Source organism: Streptomyces sp. NPDC006012, from assembly GCF_042871185.1.
In the GTDB taxonomy this organism is placed as follows: Bacteria; Actinomycetota; Actinomycetes; order Streptomycetales; family Streptomycetaceae; genus Streptomyces.
The window spans coordinates 109,533-122,861 of the sequence record NZ_JBIAIE010000005.1 but is presented as its reverse complement, the minus strand read 5'-3'; the positions used below and the strand labels follow the sequence as shown (position 1 = coordinate 122,861).

Here is a 13,329-nt window from a genome sequence, read left to right as displayed (position 1 = left end):
GGTCGGCCCCGGAGCGCATGGCGCGCGCTCCGGGGCCGACGAATGGACGCCCCTCAGAAAATCGACGTCACTTGTTGATGCAGGTGTTGCCGAAGGCGGGGTTCAGCAGTCCGATCACCGAGATGGTGTTGCCGCAGGCATTCACCGGGACGTGGACGGGCACCTGGATGACGTTGCCGGAGACGACACCCGGGGAGTGCACAGCGGCGCCCTGGGCACCGGAGTCGGCGACGGCCAGGCCCGCGCCAGCGAGAACCAGACCACCAGTGGCAGCCGCAGCGGCGACGACCTTCTTGAGCATTATTCCTCCTTGTTGGCAAAAGCGATCCCAGCTGCGGACCGCATCACATGTAACGAGGAGGGAGTAATGGAGCTACGAGCTTATCGTCGCATTCACTCTTCTCAGTGGTTTCCGCACAGGTGGCTGAATTCGGGACCGGCGTTCAGGACGCGTCGATGAACCGGTCGAGCACCCGCACGCCGAACTGCAGCCCGTCCACCGGCACCCGCTCGTCGACGCCGTGGAACATGCCCGCGAAGTCCAGCTCCGGGGGCAGCTTGAGGGGCGCGAAGCCGAAGCCGCGGATGCCCAGATCGTCGAAGGACTTGGCGTCCGTGCCGCCGGAGAGCATGTACGGGATCGCCTTGGCGGCCGGGTCCTCGGCCACCAGCGCGGACTGCATGGCTGCGACCAGGGGGCCGTCGAAGCTGGTCTCCAGCGCCTTGTCGGAGTGCACGTCCTCCCGGCGCACCTTCGGCCCGAGGATCCGGTCGAGGTCGCCGAGGAACTCCTCCTCGAACCCGGGCAGGAACCGTCCGTCGACGTGCGCGGTGGCCTCGCCCGGAATGACGTTGACCTTGTATCCGGCGTTCAGCTGGGTGGGGTTGGCCGTGTTGCTCAGGGTCGCGCCGATGAGTTTGGCGATGCCGCCGAGCTTGGCGAGCGTCGCCTCCATGTTCTCGGGGTCCAGTTCGGTGCCGAGCGCGTCGCCGAGTTCGTCGAGGAAGGCCCGGGTGGTCTTGGTGACCCGCACCGGGAAGCGGTGCCGGCCCACCCGGGCGACCGCCTCGGACAGCTCGGTGATCGCGTTGTCCCGGTGGACCATCGAACCGTGCCCGGCGGTGCCGGCCACGGTCAGCTTCATCCAGTGCATGCCCTTCTCGGCCGTCTGGATCAGATAGAGGCGGCGCTGCTCGCTCACCGTGAACGAGAACCCGCCGACCTCGCTGATCGCCTCGGTGACGCCGTCGAACAGCCCGGGGTGGTTGTCGACCAGCCAGCGGGCGCCGTAGGTGCCGCCGGCCTCCTCGTCCGCGAGGAAGGCCAGCACGATGTCCCGCGGCGGCCGCCTGCCGCTGCGCAGCCGGTCGCGCACGACGGCCAGCGTCATGGCGTCCATGTCCTTCATGTCCACGGCGCCGCGTCCCCAGACACACCCGTCCGTGACCTCGCCGGAGAACGGGTGGTGGGTCCAGTCATCGGCATTGGCCGGTACGACGTCGAGGTGGCCGTGGATCAGCAGGGCCGGCCGGGACGGGTCCTCACCCTCGATGCGGGCCACGGTCGAGGCACGCCCCGGGTGCGACTCGTAGATGCTCGGCTCCAGACCCACCTCGGCAAGCTTCTCGGCCACGTACTCGGCGGCCTTGCGTTCACCCGGGCCCGAGTGGTCGCCGTAGTTGCTGGTGTCGATCTGGATCAGCTCGCGGCAGAGGTCCACGACCTCGTCCTCGCCGGTGACGCCCCTGGCCGTGCCCGTCTCGCTCACGCTGATTCCTCCCGCGGTGTCGCTGCTGGTGGTTCCCCCTCATCCTGCCTCGCCCCCGCTCCGGTCCCAACCCCGAACTCACCCCGTCACAGGGCGTTCACCCGGGACCGCCCACGGGGACAGGGCGTGATCGGCCGCCCCCGAAAGCCTGGTAGTGTTTCCCTCGTCGCCGCGGGCTGAATCCCGCACGACGCGCACCTTGTCCGGGTGGCGGAATGGCAGACGCGCTAGCTTGAGGTGCTAGTGCCCTTTATCGGGCGTGGGGGTTCAAGTCCCCCCTCGGACACCAAAGATCAAAAGGCCCCTGACCAGGGGCCTTTTGCATTGCAGGACGGCCGCGCGACCAGCGGGGCGGCCAGCGGAGCGACCCACAGGAACGGTCTTGCCGGCTCTGGCCGGAGCGACGAACGCTGACCGAGTGGTGACCATGGTTGCCTGCGCGCCGTCAATGGGTGCCCCACTCCCCGCCACCCCAGCTCCGTGACCCGTCGTGCATGCCGTCGGTCGTACCCTCGCGATCTCGAACCGGACCGGCGGCTCGTCGATCGTGAGGGGCTCGTCGATCGCGAGGGGCTCGGGGACGACGGCACGCGGCGCGTCGGCGTCGGTGCGGTAGACGATGTCGAGGTACTCGCGGTCGGTGAACCGCGGGATCACGGGGGAAACGCGGGGCCTTCATCGCCCGACGAAAGCGCCCGCACCCCGGCCGTACCCGGCCGGGCCAGATCGCCCGGCGCGCGGCGTGTCACCTCCCGGCCCCGGGACCGGGGCGCGGTTCACCGGCGTGGCGCTTCGCCGGCGAGCTGGAGTTCGCCCTTGTCGAAGGAGAAGTTCTCGTTCGGGACCGGAACCAGCGCAATGAAGATGTCGTCGGGGGCGATGTCGAGCGCCTCGGCCACCAGCCTGTTGATGGCCGCCGCCGCTGCCCGCTTGTCCTCAGGGATGTCGGCGGCCCGGGAGGCCCGGTCGGGGCTATGCGCTTTCCCGGCGCGATGCCGCGCCTTCGAACCGCGTTTTTCGGTGCGTTCAAAGGCAGTTGATGTCAGCCCGCTGTCCTGGGAAGGGAGCATTCCCGCCCCGGCATCAGCGGGTTCCGGTCCACCCGCGCCCGTACGACGGGCCGTTCGGCCGCAGGTCCGGCCCGGTGTCGGAGTCAGCGGCGGAAGTCCGCGACGGCCTGGCCGAGATCGCGTTCGAGGTCGCCGGGCGTCTGCAGGCCCCGGTCGGCGAGGTGGGCCAGGCGCTCACGCGTTTCGGGCGGGGCGCTCAGGGCCTGGAACGTGACAGCGTCGGAGCGGACGTGCGCGGGATCCGCCAGGGTGAGGCCGTTGCCGGCGCGCTTGGCGGCCTTGACGCCCTCGGGCGGGAAGCCGGCGATGCGCTTGACCGATATGCACTCGGTGCTGTCCTGGGGAGCCAGGGCCGGGGCCTACGGCGCCTCCAAGGCGGCGCTGTGGTCCCTGACGAACTCGTTGCGGATCGAGCTCGCCGCACAGCACACGCAGGTCGTCGGCGTACACCTGGGCTTCGCCGACACCGGCTGGGTGTGCACACCAACGCGCCGGCCAGGCCGTCTGACTCGTCGTTACCATGTGCGCGGGCGGAAACCCCGGACCGGAAACTTCAGACCGGAGCCCCCTGGGCCGGAAACCCCATCGCCGGGCATCGGGCATAGGGTTGCAAGTCCCGCCTCGCTCGACACGTGTGGGTCATGTCTCGTTCGGGCCCGGACCGGCAGGTCATCGCGGCGCACCCGGTCGGCCGGCGTGCACGGACAGGCCACCCGAGTGGCCGGACACGAGGGCGACACCTAGCGTCGTACTAGAATTTTCCGGTTGTTCACGCGCTGGAGTCGGACAACCCCAGGCAGACCTGCGGGCCCGCCAGCGCCCCGGAGGGTTCCGGGAACGAGACGCGAGGACCCGATGGCAGCCATACACGAGGGCAGTGCTCTCGGTCTGCTCGACGAAGCGGCCGACGACGCGTTCGCAGCGGAGATCCGTGCGCGGATGGCCGAGCGGGCCCGGTTCACCGCCGGCCCCGCGGCGCCGCCGCGCACGCTGGTCGACGTGTTCGACGCGTCAGTGCGCGCGCATCCGGACGAACTCGCCCTGGACGACGGTGCCGAGCAGCTCACCTACCGTGCGCTGGCGGCGCGGGTCGAGCGGCTGCGGCGGCGGCTCGCGGACGCCGGGGTCGGCCTCGGGGACCGTGTGGGCGTACGGGTTCCGTCGGGCACCAACGACTTGTACGTGGCCGTCCTCGCGGTGCTCGCGGCGGGCGGCGCGTACGTGCCCGTCGACGCCGAGGACCCGGACGAGCGGGCCGAGCTGGTGTTCGGCGAGGCGGAGGTGGGCGCCGTCGTCGAGGCCGGGCACCGGATCACCGTCCACGGCTCCCCCTCGGGTTCCGCCGCCGCGCGCCCCGGCGCCGGGCAGGACGCCTGGATCATCTTCACCTCCGGCTCCACCGGCAGGCCCAAGGGCGTCGCCGTGACGCACCGCAGTGCCGCCGCGTTCGTGGACGCCGAGGCCGCCCTGTTCCTCGCCGAGGAGCCCATCGGGCCCGGTGACCGGGTGATGGCGGGCCTGTCCGTGGCGTTCGACGCGTCCTGCGAGGAGATGTGGCTGGCCTGGCGGCACGGGGCCTGTCTGGTGCCCGTGCCCCGCTCTCAGGTCAGGAGCGGCGCGGACCTCGGGCCCTGGCTGGTGGAACAGGAGATCACCGTGGTGTCCACGGTGCCGACGCTGGCCGCGCTGTGGGAGCCCGAGGCCCTGAGCGACGTACGGCTGCTGGTCTTCGGCGGCGAAGCCTGTCCGCCCGAGCTGGTGCAGCGGCTGGTGACGGAGGGCCGCGAGGTGTGGAACACCTACGGTCCGACCGAGGCGACCGTGGTGACCTGTGCGGCGCTGCTGACCGGCGCGGAGCCGGTGCGGATCGGGCTGCCCCTGGACGGCTGGGAGCTGGCCGTCGTCGACGAGGCCGGCGAGCCGGTGCCGATGGGCGGCAGCGGGCAGCTGGTGATCGGCGGGGTGGGACTCGCGCGCTACCTCGACCCCGAGAAGGACGCGGAGAAGTACGCGCCGCTGGCGGCGCTGGGCTGGGAGCGGGCGTACCGCAGCGGTGACCTGGTGCGGGCCGACCCGGAGGGGCTGGTCTTCCTCGGGCGGGCCGACGAACAGATCAAACTCGGCGGGCGGCGGATCGAGCTGGGCGAGGTGGACGCGGCGCTGCAGGCGCTCCCCGGTGTCGCGGGCGCCGCCGCCGCGGTGCGCACCGCCCGGGGCGGCAATCAGCTCCTCGTCGGCTATGTCGTCACCCAGGACGGCTGGGACCAGGCGGCCGCGGTCGAACAGCTGCGGGCCGCGCTGCCCGCCGCGCTGGTCCCGCTGCTCGCGCCGGTCGACGCGCTGCCGACCCGTACCTCCGGCAAGGTCGACCGGAACGCGCTGCCCTGGCCGCTGGAAGGGGTGACGGCCCCGGCGGCGGAGCTGCACGGCGTCGAGGCGTGGCTCGCCGAGCAGTGGACCGAGGTCCTGGGCATCCCCGTGACCGGTGCCGGCGACGACTTCTTCGCGATCGGCGGCAACAGCCTGGCCGCCGCCCAGCTCACCACCCGGCTGCGCACCCGCTACCCGGACGCCGCCGTCCTCGACGTCTACCAGCAGCCCGTGCTGCGCAAGCAGGCCCGGCGGCTGGAGGCGTCCGCACGGGAGGAGGGCCCGCGGCGGACGGTGGCGCCGGTTCCGGTGCGCGCCCGGGCCCTCCAGACGCTGCTGCTCGTGCCGCTGTTCACGCTGCTCGGGCTGCGCTGGACGGTGGTGCTGGCCACGGCCGGGAACCTGCTGCCCGGGTACGGGTTCCTGCCGACGGCGCCCTGGTGGCTGCTGGCGGCCGGTGCCGTGCTGCTGTTCACCCCGCCGGGGCGGATAGCACTCGCCGCCGGCGGGGCGCGGCTGCTGCTGCGCGGGCTGCGGCCCGGACGGTATCCGCGCGGCGGCGGCGTCCATCTGCGGTTGTGGGCGGCGGAGCGGCTGGCCGAGTTCAGCGGGGCGACCGGGCTGACCGGGGCGTGGCTGGAGCGGTACGCGCGGGCGCTGGGCGCCCGGGTCGGCGCGGACGTGGACCTGCACTCGCTGCCGCCGGTCACCGGCATGCTCAGACTGGGCCGCGGGGCGGCCGTGGAGTCCGAGGTCGACCTGTGCGGGTACTGGGTGGACGGGGACCGGCTGGAGGTCGGTGCGATACGGGTGGGCGCGCATGCCGTGGTCGGGACCCGCAGCGTGCTGTTCCCGGGCGCCCGGGTGGGCAAGCGGGCCGAGGTGGCGCCCGGCTCGGCCGTCACCGGGCAGGTGCCGACCGGGCAGCGGTGGGCCGGGGCGCCCGCGGTCAAGCTCGGCAAGGCCAAGCGGAACTGGCCCAAGGAGCGGCCGCAGCGCGGCACCTCCTGGCGGGTGATGTACGGCATCACCGGTGTCGCGCTGAGCGCGCTGCCGGTGGCGGCGGGGGCGGCGGCGCTGCTCGTGGGCGCGCTGTTCGTGCGGCCCGGTGACGGTCTCGGCGAGGCCCTGCGCGGGGCGGCGCTCGGCCTGGTCCCGGCGACGCTGGCCTTCGGGCTCGCCTACGCGCTGCTGACGGTCGTCGCCGTACGGCTGCTGAGCCTGGGGCTGCGCTCGGGCACGTATCCGACGCACAGCCGGACCGGCTGGCAGGCGTGGACGGTCACCCAGCTGATGGACCGGTCCCGGCAGACACTGTTCCCGCTGTACGCCGGGCTGGTCACGCCGATGTGGCTGCGGCTGCTGGGGATGCGGATCGGCCGGGGTGCCGAGGTGTCGACCGTGCTGGCGCTGCCGAGCCTGACCACGGTGGGCGACGGCGCGTTCCTGGCCGACGACACCCTGACCGCGCCGTACGAGCTGGGCGGTGGCTGGGTGCGGATCGGGCGTGCGCAGATCGGGCGGCGGGCGTTCCTCGGGAACTCGGGAATGACCGCGCCGGGGCGGCGCGTGCCGGACGGCGGGCTCGTCGGAGTGCTGTCGGCGACGCCGAAGAAGGCGAAGAAGGGCAGCTCCTACCTGGGGCTGCCGCCGGTCAAGCTGCCGCGGAGCGCTGAGTCCGGCGACCAGAGCCGTACCTACGACCCGCCGGCCCGGCTGCGCTGGGCGCGCGGTCTGGTGGAGCTGTGCCGGATCGTGCCGGTGCTGTGCTCGGCGGCGCTGGCCGTGCTGACCGCGGCGGCGCTGTGCGCGCTGGGCGGGTGGGCGCCGCTGCTGTCGGGGCTGGTGCTGCTCGCGGCGGGGATCGCGGCGGGCGCCGGGGCGATCGTGGCGAAATGGATGCTGGTGGGGCGGCACCGCCGCGGGGAGCACCCGCTGTGGTGCGGTTTCGTGTGGCGCAATGAGCTGGCCGACACCTTCGTCGAGGTGCTGGCCGTGCCGTGGCTGGCCGGTTATGTGCCGGGGACGCCGCTGATGGCGGTGTGGCTGCGCGGGCTGGGCGCGCGGGTCGGCCGGGGCACCTGGGTGGAGAGTTACTGGCTGCCCGAGACAGATCTGGTGACGCTGGCGGACGCGGCCACCGTCAATCGGGGCTGTGTCCTGCAGACACACCTCTTCCATGACCGGATCTTGCGGACGGATACTGTGGTCCTCCGTGAGGGCGCCACACTGGGCCCTGGCGGGATCGTGCTGCCCGGCAGCACGATCGGGGCTCGTACGACCCTGGGTCCCGCGTCGCTCGTCATGGCCGCGGAGGCCGTCCCGGACGACACCCGCTGGCTCGGCAACCCGATCGAAGCATGGCGTCCCTGAGCGCGGACCACTCCGAGACGGTCGACGGTGTCCCGGCACTCGGTAGTGGCATGGCGCAGGGAGCGGACGCGGCGGTGGCAGTTCAGCGGATGGCAGGGCAGGACCCGTACTTTCCGGGCAACGGCGATCCCCGGTACCGGGTGCACCGCTACGAGCTGACGCTGGACTACCGGCCCGGCCCGAACCGGCTGTCGGGCACGGCCCGGATCAACGCCATCGCGGGGCTCTCCCCGCTGCCCGAGTTCCAGCTGAACCTGGCGGACTTCAAGATCAGCCGGATCCGGGTGGACGGGCGGCAGCCGCACTACACGCACCGCGGCGGCCGGCTGCGGGTCCGGCCCGCGAAGCCGCTGCGGGCCGGGGCCGCGTTCACGGTGGAGGTGCACTGGTCCGGCAACCCGCGGCCGGTCGCCAGCCCGTGGGGCGGGCTCGGCTGGGAGGAACTGGCCGACGGGGCGCTGGTGGCGAGCCAGCCGGTCGGAGCGCCGTCCTGGTACCCGTGCAACGACCGGCCCGCCGACAAGGCGTCGTACCTGATCTCGGTGACCACGCCGTCCGCGTACGCGGTGGTGGCGGGCGGGCGGCTGCTGACCCGGACCAACAAGGCGTCGACGACGACCTGGGTGTACGAGCAGTCGGCGCCGACCTCCAGCTATCTGGTGGGGCTGACGATCGGCAAGTACCAGACGGTGCTGCTGGGCGACCCGGGTCCGGGCGGTGTACCGCAGCACGGTCACATCCCGGCGCGTCTGCTGCCCGAGTTCTCCCGGGACTTCGCGCGGCAGCCGGCGATGATGGAGCTGTTCCAGGAGTTGTTCGGGCCGTATCCGTTCGAGGAGTACGCGGTGGCGGTGACCGAGGAGGAGCTGGACGTGCCCGTCGAGGCACAGGGGCTGTCGCTGTTCGGTTCCAACCATGTGGACGGGGCGCGGGGTTCGGAGCGGCTGGTCGCGCACGAGCTGGCGCACCAGTGGTTCGGCAACAGCGTGTCGCTCGCCGACTGGCGGCACATCTGGCTGAACGAGGGGTTCGCCAAGTACGCGGAGTGGTTGTGGTCGGAGCGGTCCGGGGGGCCTTCCGCCGGGCAGCTGGCCACCGCGGCACACCGGGCGCTGGCCTCGCTGCCGCAGGATCTGCGGCTGGCGGACCCCGGGCGCAAGGCGATGTTCGACGACCGCCTCTACGAGCGGGGCGGGCTGGTGCTGCACGCGGTGCGCTGTGCGCTGGGCGACGAGGCGTTCTTCCTGATGCTGCGGAGTTGGGTGCGGCTGCACCGGGGAGGGACGGTGACGACGCGGGCGTTCACCGAGCACGTCGGGCGGTTCGCGGCGGAGCCGGTGGACGGGTTGTTCGCCGCGTGGGTGGAGGGGGCCGCGCTTCCGCCGCTTCCCTTGCCGGGGGCGCGGGCGGGCGGCTGACGTTTCGCTGCGCTTGGCTTGGCTTGGGGAGCGGAGTGGGAGGGGGTGCGTGGTGGTGGGTGGGTGTGGGGTGGCTGGCCGCCGGTGTGTGGTGGATGTCGGGCCGATGGGCGGGTGCGGGTACGGGGTGGCTGGGCGCCGGTGCGTAGTGGGTGTCGGCCCGGTGGACGAGTGCGGGTACATGGTGGCCGGGCGCGCAGTTCCCCGCGCCCCTTCAGGGGGTTGCGGTCGGCCGGGGGAAGAACTTGCCCGTGGTTCTGGGGCCCTTCAGGGGGTTGTGATCAGTGGGGGGTGGTGGTCGCGCACAATGGGGGGATGACATCGGGTTCTTCCTGTCCGTGTGGGCTGTCCGGGGCCTATGCGGTGTGCTGTGGGCGGTATCACCGGGGGCCGGGGGCCGCGCCGACCGCTGAGGCGTTGATGCGGTCGCGGTACGCGGCCTTCGTGCGCGGGGACGCGGGGTATCTGCTGCGGACCTGGCATCCGCGGACCCGGCCCGCGCGGCTCGACCTCGATCCCGGGATGCGGTGGACCGGTCTTGAGGTGCTGGACACGACCGGGGGTTCGGCCTTCCACAGCGCCGGGACCGTGACGTTCCGGGCGTCCTACCGGGGTGGTGCGCTGCACGAGCGCAGCCGGTTCGAGCGGGTGGACGGGGCGTGGGTGTACGTCGACGGGGAGATCGTCGGCTGAGCGGGTGCGGCGCCGGTCAGGGCGCGAGGATGTCCAGTTCCTGGAGTGCGCCCATGGTGATCTCGCGGGTCAACTGCTCGGCGCGGGCCGCATCGCCGCCGCGTACCGCCTCGGCCACCTGGACGTGCAGGGTGACCGCGGCCGGGTCCGGGTCCTCGAACATGACCTCGTGATGGGTGCGGCCGGTGAGGACCTCGGCGACGACGTCGCCGAGCCGGGCGAACATCTCGTTGCCGGAGGCGGTCAGGACGACCCGGTGGAAGGCGACGTCGTGGAGCAGGTAGGTATCCAGCCGGTGGCCGCGTGAGTTGGCCACCATGCCGAGCGCGCACTCGGTGAGTTCGGCGCACTGCTCCGGTGTGGCGTACCGGGCGGCGAGCCCCGCCGCGACCGGTTCGATCGCCGAGCGCAGCACGGTCAGCGAGCGCAACTGGTGCGGGCGGTCGGCGCCTTCCAGCCGCCAGCGGATGACCTGCGGGTCGTAGACGTTCCACTCGGACCTCGGCAGCACCGTGACGCCGACCCGGCGGCGGGATTCCACCAGGTGCATGGATTCCAGGACGCGTACCGCCTCGCGCATCACCGAGCGGGAGACCTCGAAGTGCTGGGCCAGTTCGTCGGTGCGCAGCACGCTGCCCGGGGGGTACTGCCCCGCGGTGATCGCGGGACCGAGGGTGTCCAGTACATGGCCGTGCAACCCCCGGCCCGGTGTGCTCATGCACTCAGCGTACAGAGTGGATCACGGAGCAAAAAGTCAGACTTATTGCGCACTGACCCTTGAATTCGTCTTACCTAATGGGGTTCAGTGTGGCTGACGTCAGTTGTCGACGTCGCTTGTCGAGGAAGACAGCGAGGCTGTGATGCGCACCCCCCGCGTCGTCGTGGTGATGGGCGTCGCCGGCACGGGCAAGACCACGATCGGTCCCCTGCTTGCTGCCCGGCTCGGCGTTCCGTATGCCGAGGGCGACGAATTCCATCCGTCCGCCAGCATCGCCAAGATGTCGGCCGGTGTCCCGCTCGACGACACCGACCGGTGGCCGTGGCTCGACGCCATCGGCCGCTGGGCCCACGGGCGGGCCGGACTCGGCGGGGTGGTGAGCAGCTCGGCGCTGAAACGGTCGTACCGCGACCGGCTCAGGGCCGCGGCCCCCGGAATCGTGTTCGTGCACCTGACGGGCGACCGCGCGCTCGTCGAGGAGCGCATGTCCCGCCGTCAGGGCCACTTCATGCCGACCGCGCTGCTCGACTCCCAGTTCGCGACGCTCCAGCCGCTGGAGCCGGACGAGACGGGTGTCGTCGTGAACGTCTCCGGCAGCCCGCAGGAGATCACCGAACGGGCCGTCGAGGCGCTGGCCACGCTTCCCGACAGCACGCGGTAGCGCTCCCCAGGAGCGCTACCGCCGCTCAGCAAGGTCCTTCCTGTCCCCCGTCCCCGTCCACCTGGAAGGGAACCCCCCGTGACCAGACTCAGCGTCGAGATGCTGGCAGCGGACACCGTCCAGCCCATCACCTCGGCCGGACACGCCCAGCTCGGCATAGCCGTCCTGGCGGGCATCGCCGTCATCGTCCTGCTCATCACCCAGTTCAAGCTCCACGCCTTCCTGGCGCTGACCATCGGCTCGCTCGTGCTGGGCGCGTGCGCCGGGGCACCGCTCGACAAGGCGATAACCAGCTTCACCACCGGCCTCGGCAGCACGGTCGCCGGCGTCGGTGTGCTGATCGCCCTCGGTTCGATCCTCGGCAAGCTGCTCGCCGACTCCGGCGGCGCCGACCAGATCGTCGACACCATCCTGGCCCGCGCGGGCGGCCGGACGATGCCGTGGGCGATGGTGCTGATCGCCTCGGTGATCGGTCTGCCGCTGTTCTTCGAGGTCGGCATCGTGCTGCTGATCCCAGTGGTCCTGATGGTCGCCAGGCGCGGCAACCACTCGCTGATGCGCATCGGCATCCCGGCGCTCGCGGGCCTGTCCGCGATGCACGGGCTGGTGCCGCCGCACCCCGGCCCGCTGGTCGCGATCGACGCGGTCAAGGCCGACCTGGGCGTCACGCTGGCGCTCGGCGTGCTGGTCGCGATCCCCACTGTGATCATCGCCGGGCCGCTGTTCTCGAAGTTCGCCGCGCGCTGGGTGGACGTACCGGCTCCCGAGCGGATGATCCCGCAGCGTCCCGCCACGGAGTCCGAGAAGCGGCCCGGCTTCGGTGCGACGCTCGCCACGATCCTGCTGCCGGTGGTCCTGATGCTGGCCAAGGCGCTGGTGGACATCGTGGTCGACGACCCGGAGCACATGGTGCAACGCGTCTTCGACGTGGTGGGCTCGCCGCTGATCGCCCTGCTGCTGGCCGTGCTCGTCGGCATCTTCACGCTGGGCCGTCCGGCCGGGTTCTCCAAGGACCGGATCGCGCAGGCCGTCGAGACGAGCCTGATGCCGATCGCCGGCATCCTGCTGATCGTCGGCGCGGGCGGGGGCTTCAAGCAGACGCTCGTCGACTCCGGTGTGGGCCAGATGATCCTGGACGTGTCCAAGGACTGGTCGATCCCGGCGCTGCTGCTGGGCTGGCTGATCGCGGTGGCGATCCGGCTGGCGACCGGTTCGGCGACCGTGGCGACCGTCTCCGCGGCCGGTCTGGTCGCCCCGCTGGCCGCCGACATGTCGACCACGCACGCGGCCCTGCTGGTCCTCGCCATCGGCGCCGGCTCACTCTTCCTGAGCCATGTGAACGACGCCGGGTTCTGGCTGGTGAAGGAGTACTTCGGACTGGGTGTCGGCCAGACGTTCAAGACCTGGTCGGTGATGGAGTGCATCATCTCGGTGGTGGCCGGCGCCCTGGTCCTCCTGCTGTCCCTCGTGATCTAGGAGCGGTACGGCCATGACGGCTCACCCCCTCTTCGACGTCAGCGGCCGTACGGCCCTGGTCACCGGCTCCAGCCGGGGCATCGGACACGCGCTGGCCCGCGGCCTGGCCGAGGCCGGCTGCACGGTCGTGCTCAACGGACGCGACGGAGCCCGGCTGGCCGAGGCCGCCGCAGCCCTGCCCGCGGACCGGGTGCACACGGCGGTGTTCGACGTGACCGACGGGCCGGCCGTGGCCCGGGGCGTCGCGGACATCGAGGAGCGGGTGGGCCCGCTCGACATCCTGGTCAACAACGCGGGCATGCAACTGCGCGCTCCGCTCCTGGAGTTCACCGACGAGGACTGGCACCGGATCCTGCAGACCAATCTGACCAGCGCGTTCCTGGTCGGCCGGGAGGCCGCCCGGCGGATGACGGCACGCGGCCACGGCAAGATCGTCAACATCTGCTCGCTGCAGAGCGAGGTGGTGCGCCCCGGCATCGCGCCGTACGCGGCGGCCAAGGGCGCGGTGAAGATGCTCACCAAAGGCATGTGCGCGGACTGGGGGCCGTACGGCGTCCAGGTGAACGGGCTCGGGCCCGGCTATGTCGAGACCGAGCTGACCCGGCCGCTCGTCGAGGACGAGGAGTTCACCGCCTGGGTGCGCCGCCGTACCCCGGCCGGGCGCTGGGGCCGGACCGCGGACCTGGTGGGCGGGGTGCTGTTCCTCGCCTCTCCGGCCGCGGACTTCGTCAACGGGCAGGTGCTCTATGTGGACGGCGGCATGACCAGCGTGCTGTGAAGG

Annotated in this window: 11 protein-coding genes and 1 tRNA gene; 7 read left to right on the top strand and 5 right to left on the bottom strand. The window is 72.1% G+C overall.

Annotated features, from left to right (window positions below; translation table 11 throughout):
- Positions 1 to 67: 67 nt before the first annotated feature.
- Positions 68 to 301 carry a chaplin ChpH gene (gene chpH, locus ACFYPJ_RS12005; RefSeq protein WP_389014332.1) on the bottom strand — a complete coding sequence of 78 codons (234 nt, stop codon included), beginning with the start codon at positions 299 to 301 and terminating at the stop codon, positions 68 to 70.
- 142 nt (positions 302 to 443) lie between these two features.
- A complete protein-coding gene (locus tag ACFYPJ_RS12000) occupies positions 444 to 1,769 on the bottom strand; it encodes a M20/M25/M40 family metallo-hydrolase (protein ID WP_389014329.1) in 1,326 nt (441 codons plus the stop codon).
- A 201-nt stretch (positions 1,770 to 1,970) separates the two neighbouring features.
- Here ACFYPJ_RS12000 and ACFYPJ_RS11995 point away from each other — a divergent pair.
- Positions 1,971 to 2,058, top strand: a tRNA-Leu gene (locus tag ACFYPJ_RS11995).
- On the opposite strand, the gene ACFYPJ_RS11990 is transcribed toward ACFYPJ_RS11995, so the two are convergent.
- Both ACFYPJ_RS11990 and ACFYPJ_RS11985 read right to left on the bottom strand, forming a co-directional pair.
- The gene (locus ACFYPJ_RS11990; RefSeq protein WP_389014326.1) at positions 2,037 to 2,426 is read right to left on the bottom strand and encodes an acetoacetate decarboxylase family protein; all 390 of its coding nucleotides are present in this window, start codon (positions 2,424 to 2,426) and stop codon (positions 2,037 to 2,039) included. The two genes, ACFYPJ_RS11995 and ACFYPJ_RS11990, sit on opposite strands and share 22 nt — an antisense overlap.
- Positions 2,427 to 2,545: 119 nt before the next feature.
- Positions 2,546 to 2,839 carry a tautomerase family protein gene (locus tag ACFYPJ_RS11985; protein ID WP_389014323.1) on the bottom strand — a complete coding sequence of 98 codons (294 nt, stop codon included), beginning with the start codon at positions 2,837 to 2,839 and terminating at the stop codon, positions 2,546 to 2,548.
- 855 nt (positions 2,840 to 3,694) lie between these two features.
- On the opposite strand from ACFYPJ_RS11985, the gene ACFYPJ_RS11980 reads away from it, so the two are divergent.
- The 3 genes from ACFYPJ_RS11980 to ACFYPJ_RS11970 all read left to right on the top strand — a co-directional run bounded on the left by ACFYPJ_RS11980 (position 3,695) and on the right by ACFYPJ_RS11970 (position 9,693).
- Positions 3,695 to 7,582: a Pls/PosA family non-ribosomal peptide synthetase gene (locus ACFYPJ_RS11980; RefSeq protein WP_389014320.1), complete on the top strand. Its 3,888-nt coding sequence runs from the start codon at positions 3,695 to 3,697 to the stop codon at positions 7,580 to 7,582.
- A 74-nt stretch (positions 7,583 to 7,656) separates the two neighbouring features.
- Positions 7,657 to 9,000, top strand: coding sequence for a M1 family metallopeptidase (locus ACFYPJ_RS11975; RefSeq protein ID WP_389015075.1), 1,344 nt, complete (start codon positions 7,657 to 7,659; stop codon positions 8,998 to 9,000).
- Positions 9,001 to 9,315: 315 nt separating this feature from the next.
- Entirely contained in the window at positions 9,316 to 9,693 is a 378-nt protein-coding gene (locus ACFYPJ_RS11970) for a YchJ family protein (RefSeq protein ID WP_389014317.1), read from the top strand.
- A 16-nt stretch (positions 9,694 to 9,709) separates the two neighbouring features.
- Here ACFYPJ_RS11970 and ACFYPJ_RS11965 read toward each other — a convergent pair whose 3' ends face one another.
- Positions 9,710 to 10,411 (bottom strand): FadR/GntR family transcriptional regulator, encoded by a 702-nt coding sequence (locus tag ACFYPJ_RS11965; RefSeq protein ID WP_389014314.1) that lies wholly within the window; start codon positions 10,409 to 10,411, stop codon positions 9,710 to 9,712.
- Between the two features lie 142 nt (positions 10,412 to 10,553).
- On the opposite strand from ACFYPJ_RS11965, the gene ACFYPJ_RS11960 reads away from it, so the two are divergent.
- The 3 genes from ACFYPJ_RS11960 (at position 10,554) to ACFYPJ_RS11950 (ending at position 13,326) form a co-directional block, all read left to right on the top strand.
- The gene (locus tag ACFYPJ_RS11960; RefSeq protein ID WP_389014311.1) at positions 10,554 to 11,072 is read left to right on the top strand and encodes a gluconokinase; all 519 of its coding nucleotides are present in this window, start codon (positions 10,554 to 10,556) and stop codon (positions 11,070 to 11,072) included.
- Between the two features lie 78 nt (positions 11,073 to 11,150).
- On the top strand, positions 11,151 to 12,548 hold the full coding sequence (locus tag ACFYPJ_RS11955; protein ID WP_389014309.1) for a GntP family permease: 1,398 nt from the start codon (positions 11,151 to 11,153) through the stop codon (positions 12,546 to 12,548).
- A gap of 13 nt (positions 12,549 to 12,561) precedes the next feature.
- Complete coding sequence (locus ACFYPJ_RS11950) at positions 12,562 to 13,326, top strand: SDR family oxidoreductase (RefSeq protein WP_389014306.1); 765 nt, start codon at positions 12,562 to 12,564, stop codon at positions 13,324 to 13,326.
- Positions 13,327 to 13,329 lie beyond the last annotated feature (3 nt).

Coding starts and splice junctions, on each gene's coding strand:
- ACFYPJ_RS11985 (WP_389014323.1), bottom strand. CDS start 2,839: ATGCTCCCTTCCCAGGACAGCGGGCTGACATCAACTGCCTTTGAACGC.
- ACFYPJ_RS11960 (WP_389014311.1), top strand. CDS start 10,554: ATGCGCACCCCCCGCGTCGTCGTGGTGATGGGCGTCGCCGGCACGGGC.
- chpH (WP_389014332.1), bottom strand. CDS start 301: ATGCTCAAGAAGGTCGTCGCCGCTGCGGCTGCCACTGGTGGTCTGGTT.
- ACFYPJ_RS11965 (WP_389014314.1), bottom strand. CDS start 10,411: ATGAGCACACCGGGCCGGGGGTTGCACGGCCATGTACTGGACACCCTC.
- ACFYPJ_RS11970 (WP_389014317.1), top strand. CDS start 9,316: ATGACATCGGGTTCTTCCTGTCCGTGTGGGCTGTCCGGGGCCTATGCG.
- ACFYPJ_RS11950 (WP_389014306.1), top strand. CDS start 12,562: ATGACGGCTCACCCCCTCTTCGACGTCAGCGGCCGTACGGCCCTGGTC.
- ACFYPJ_RS11980 (WP_389014320.1), top strand. CDS start 3,695: ATGGCAGCCATACACGAGGGCAGTGCTCTCGGTCTGCTCGACGAAGCG.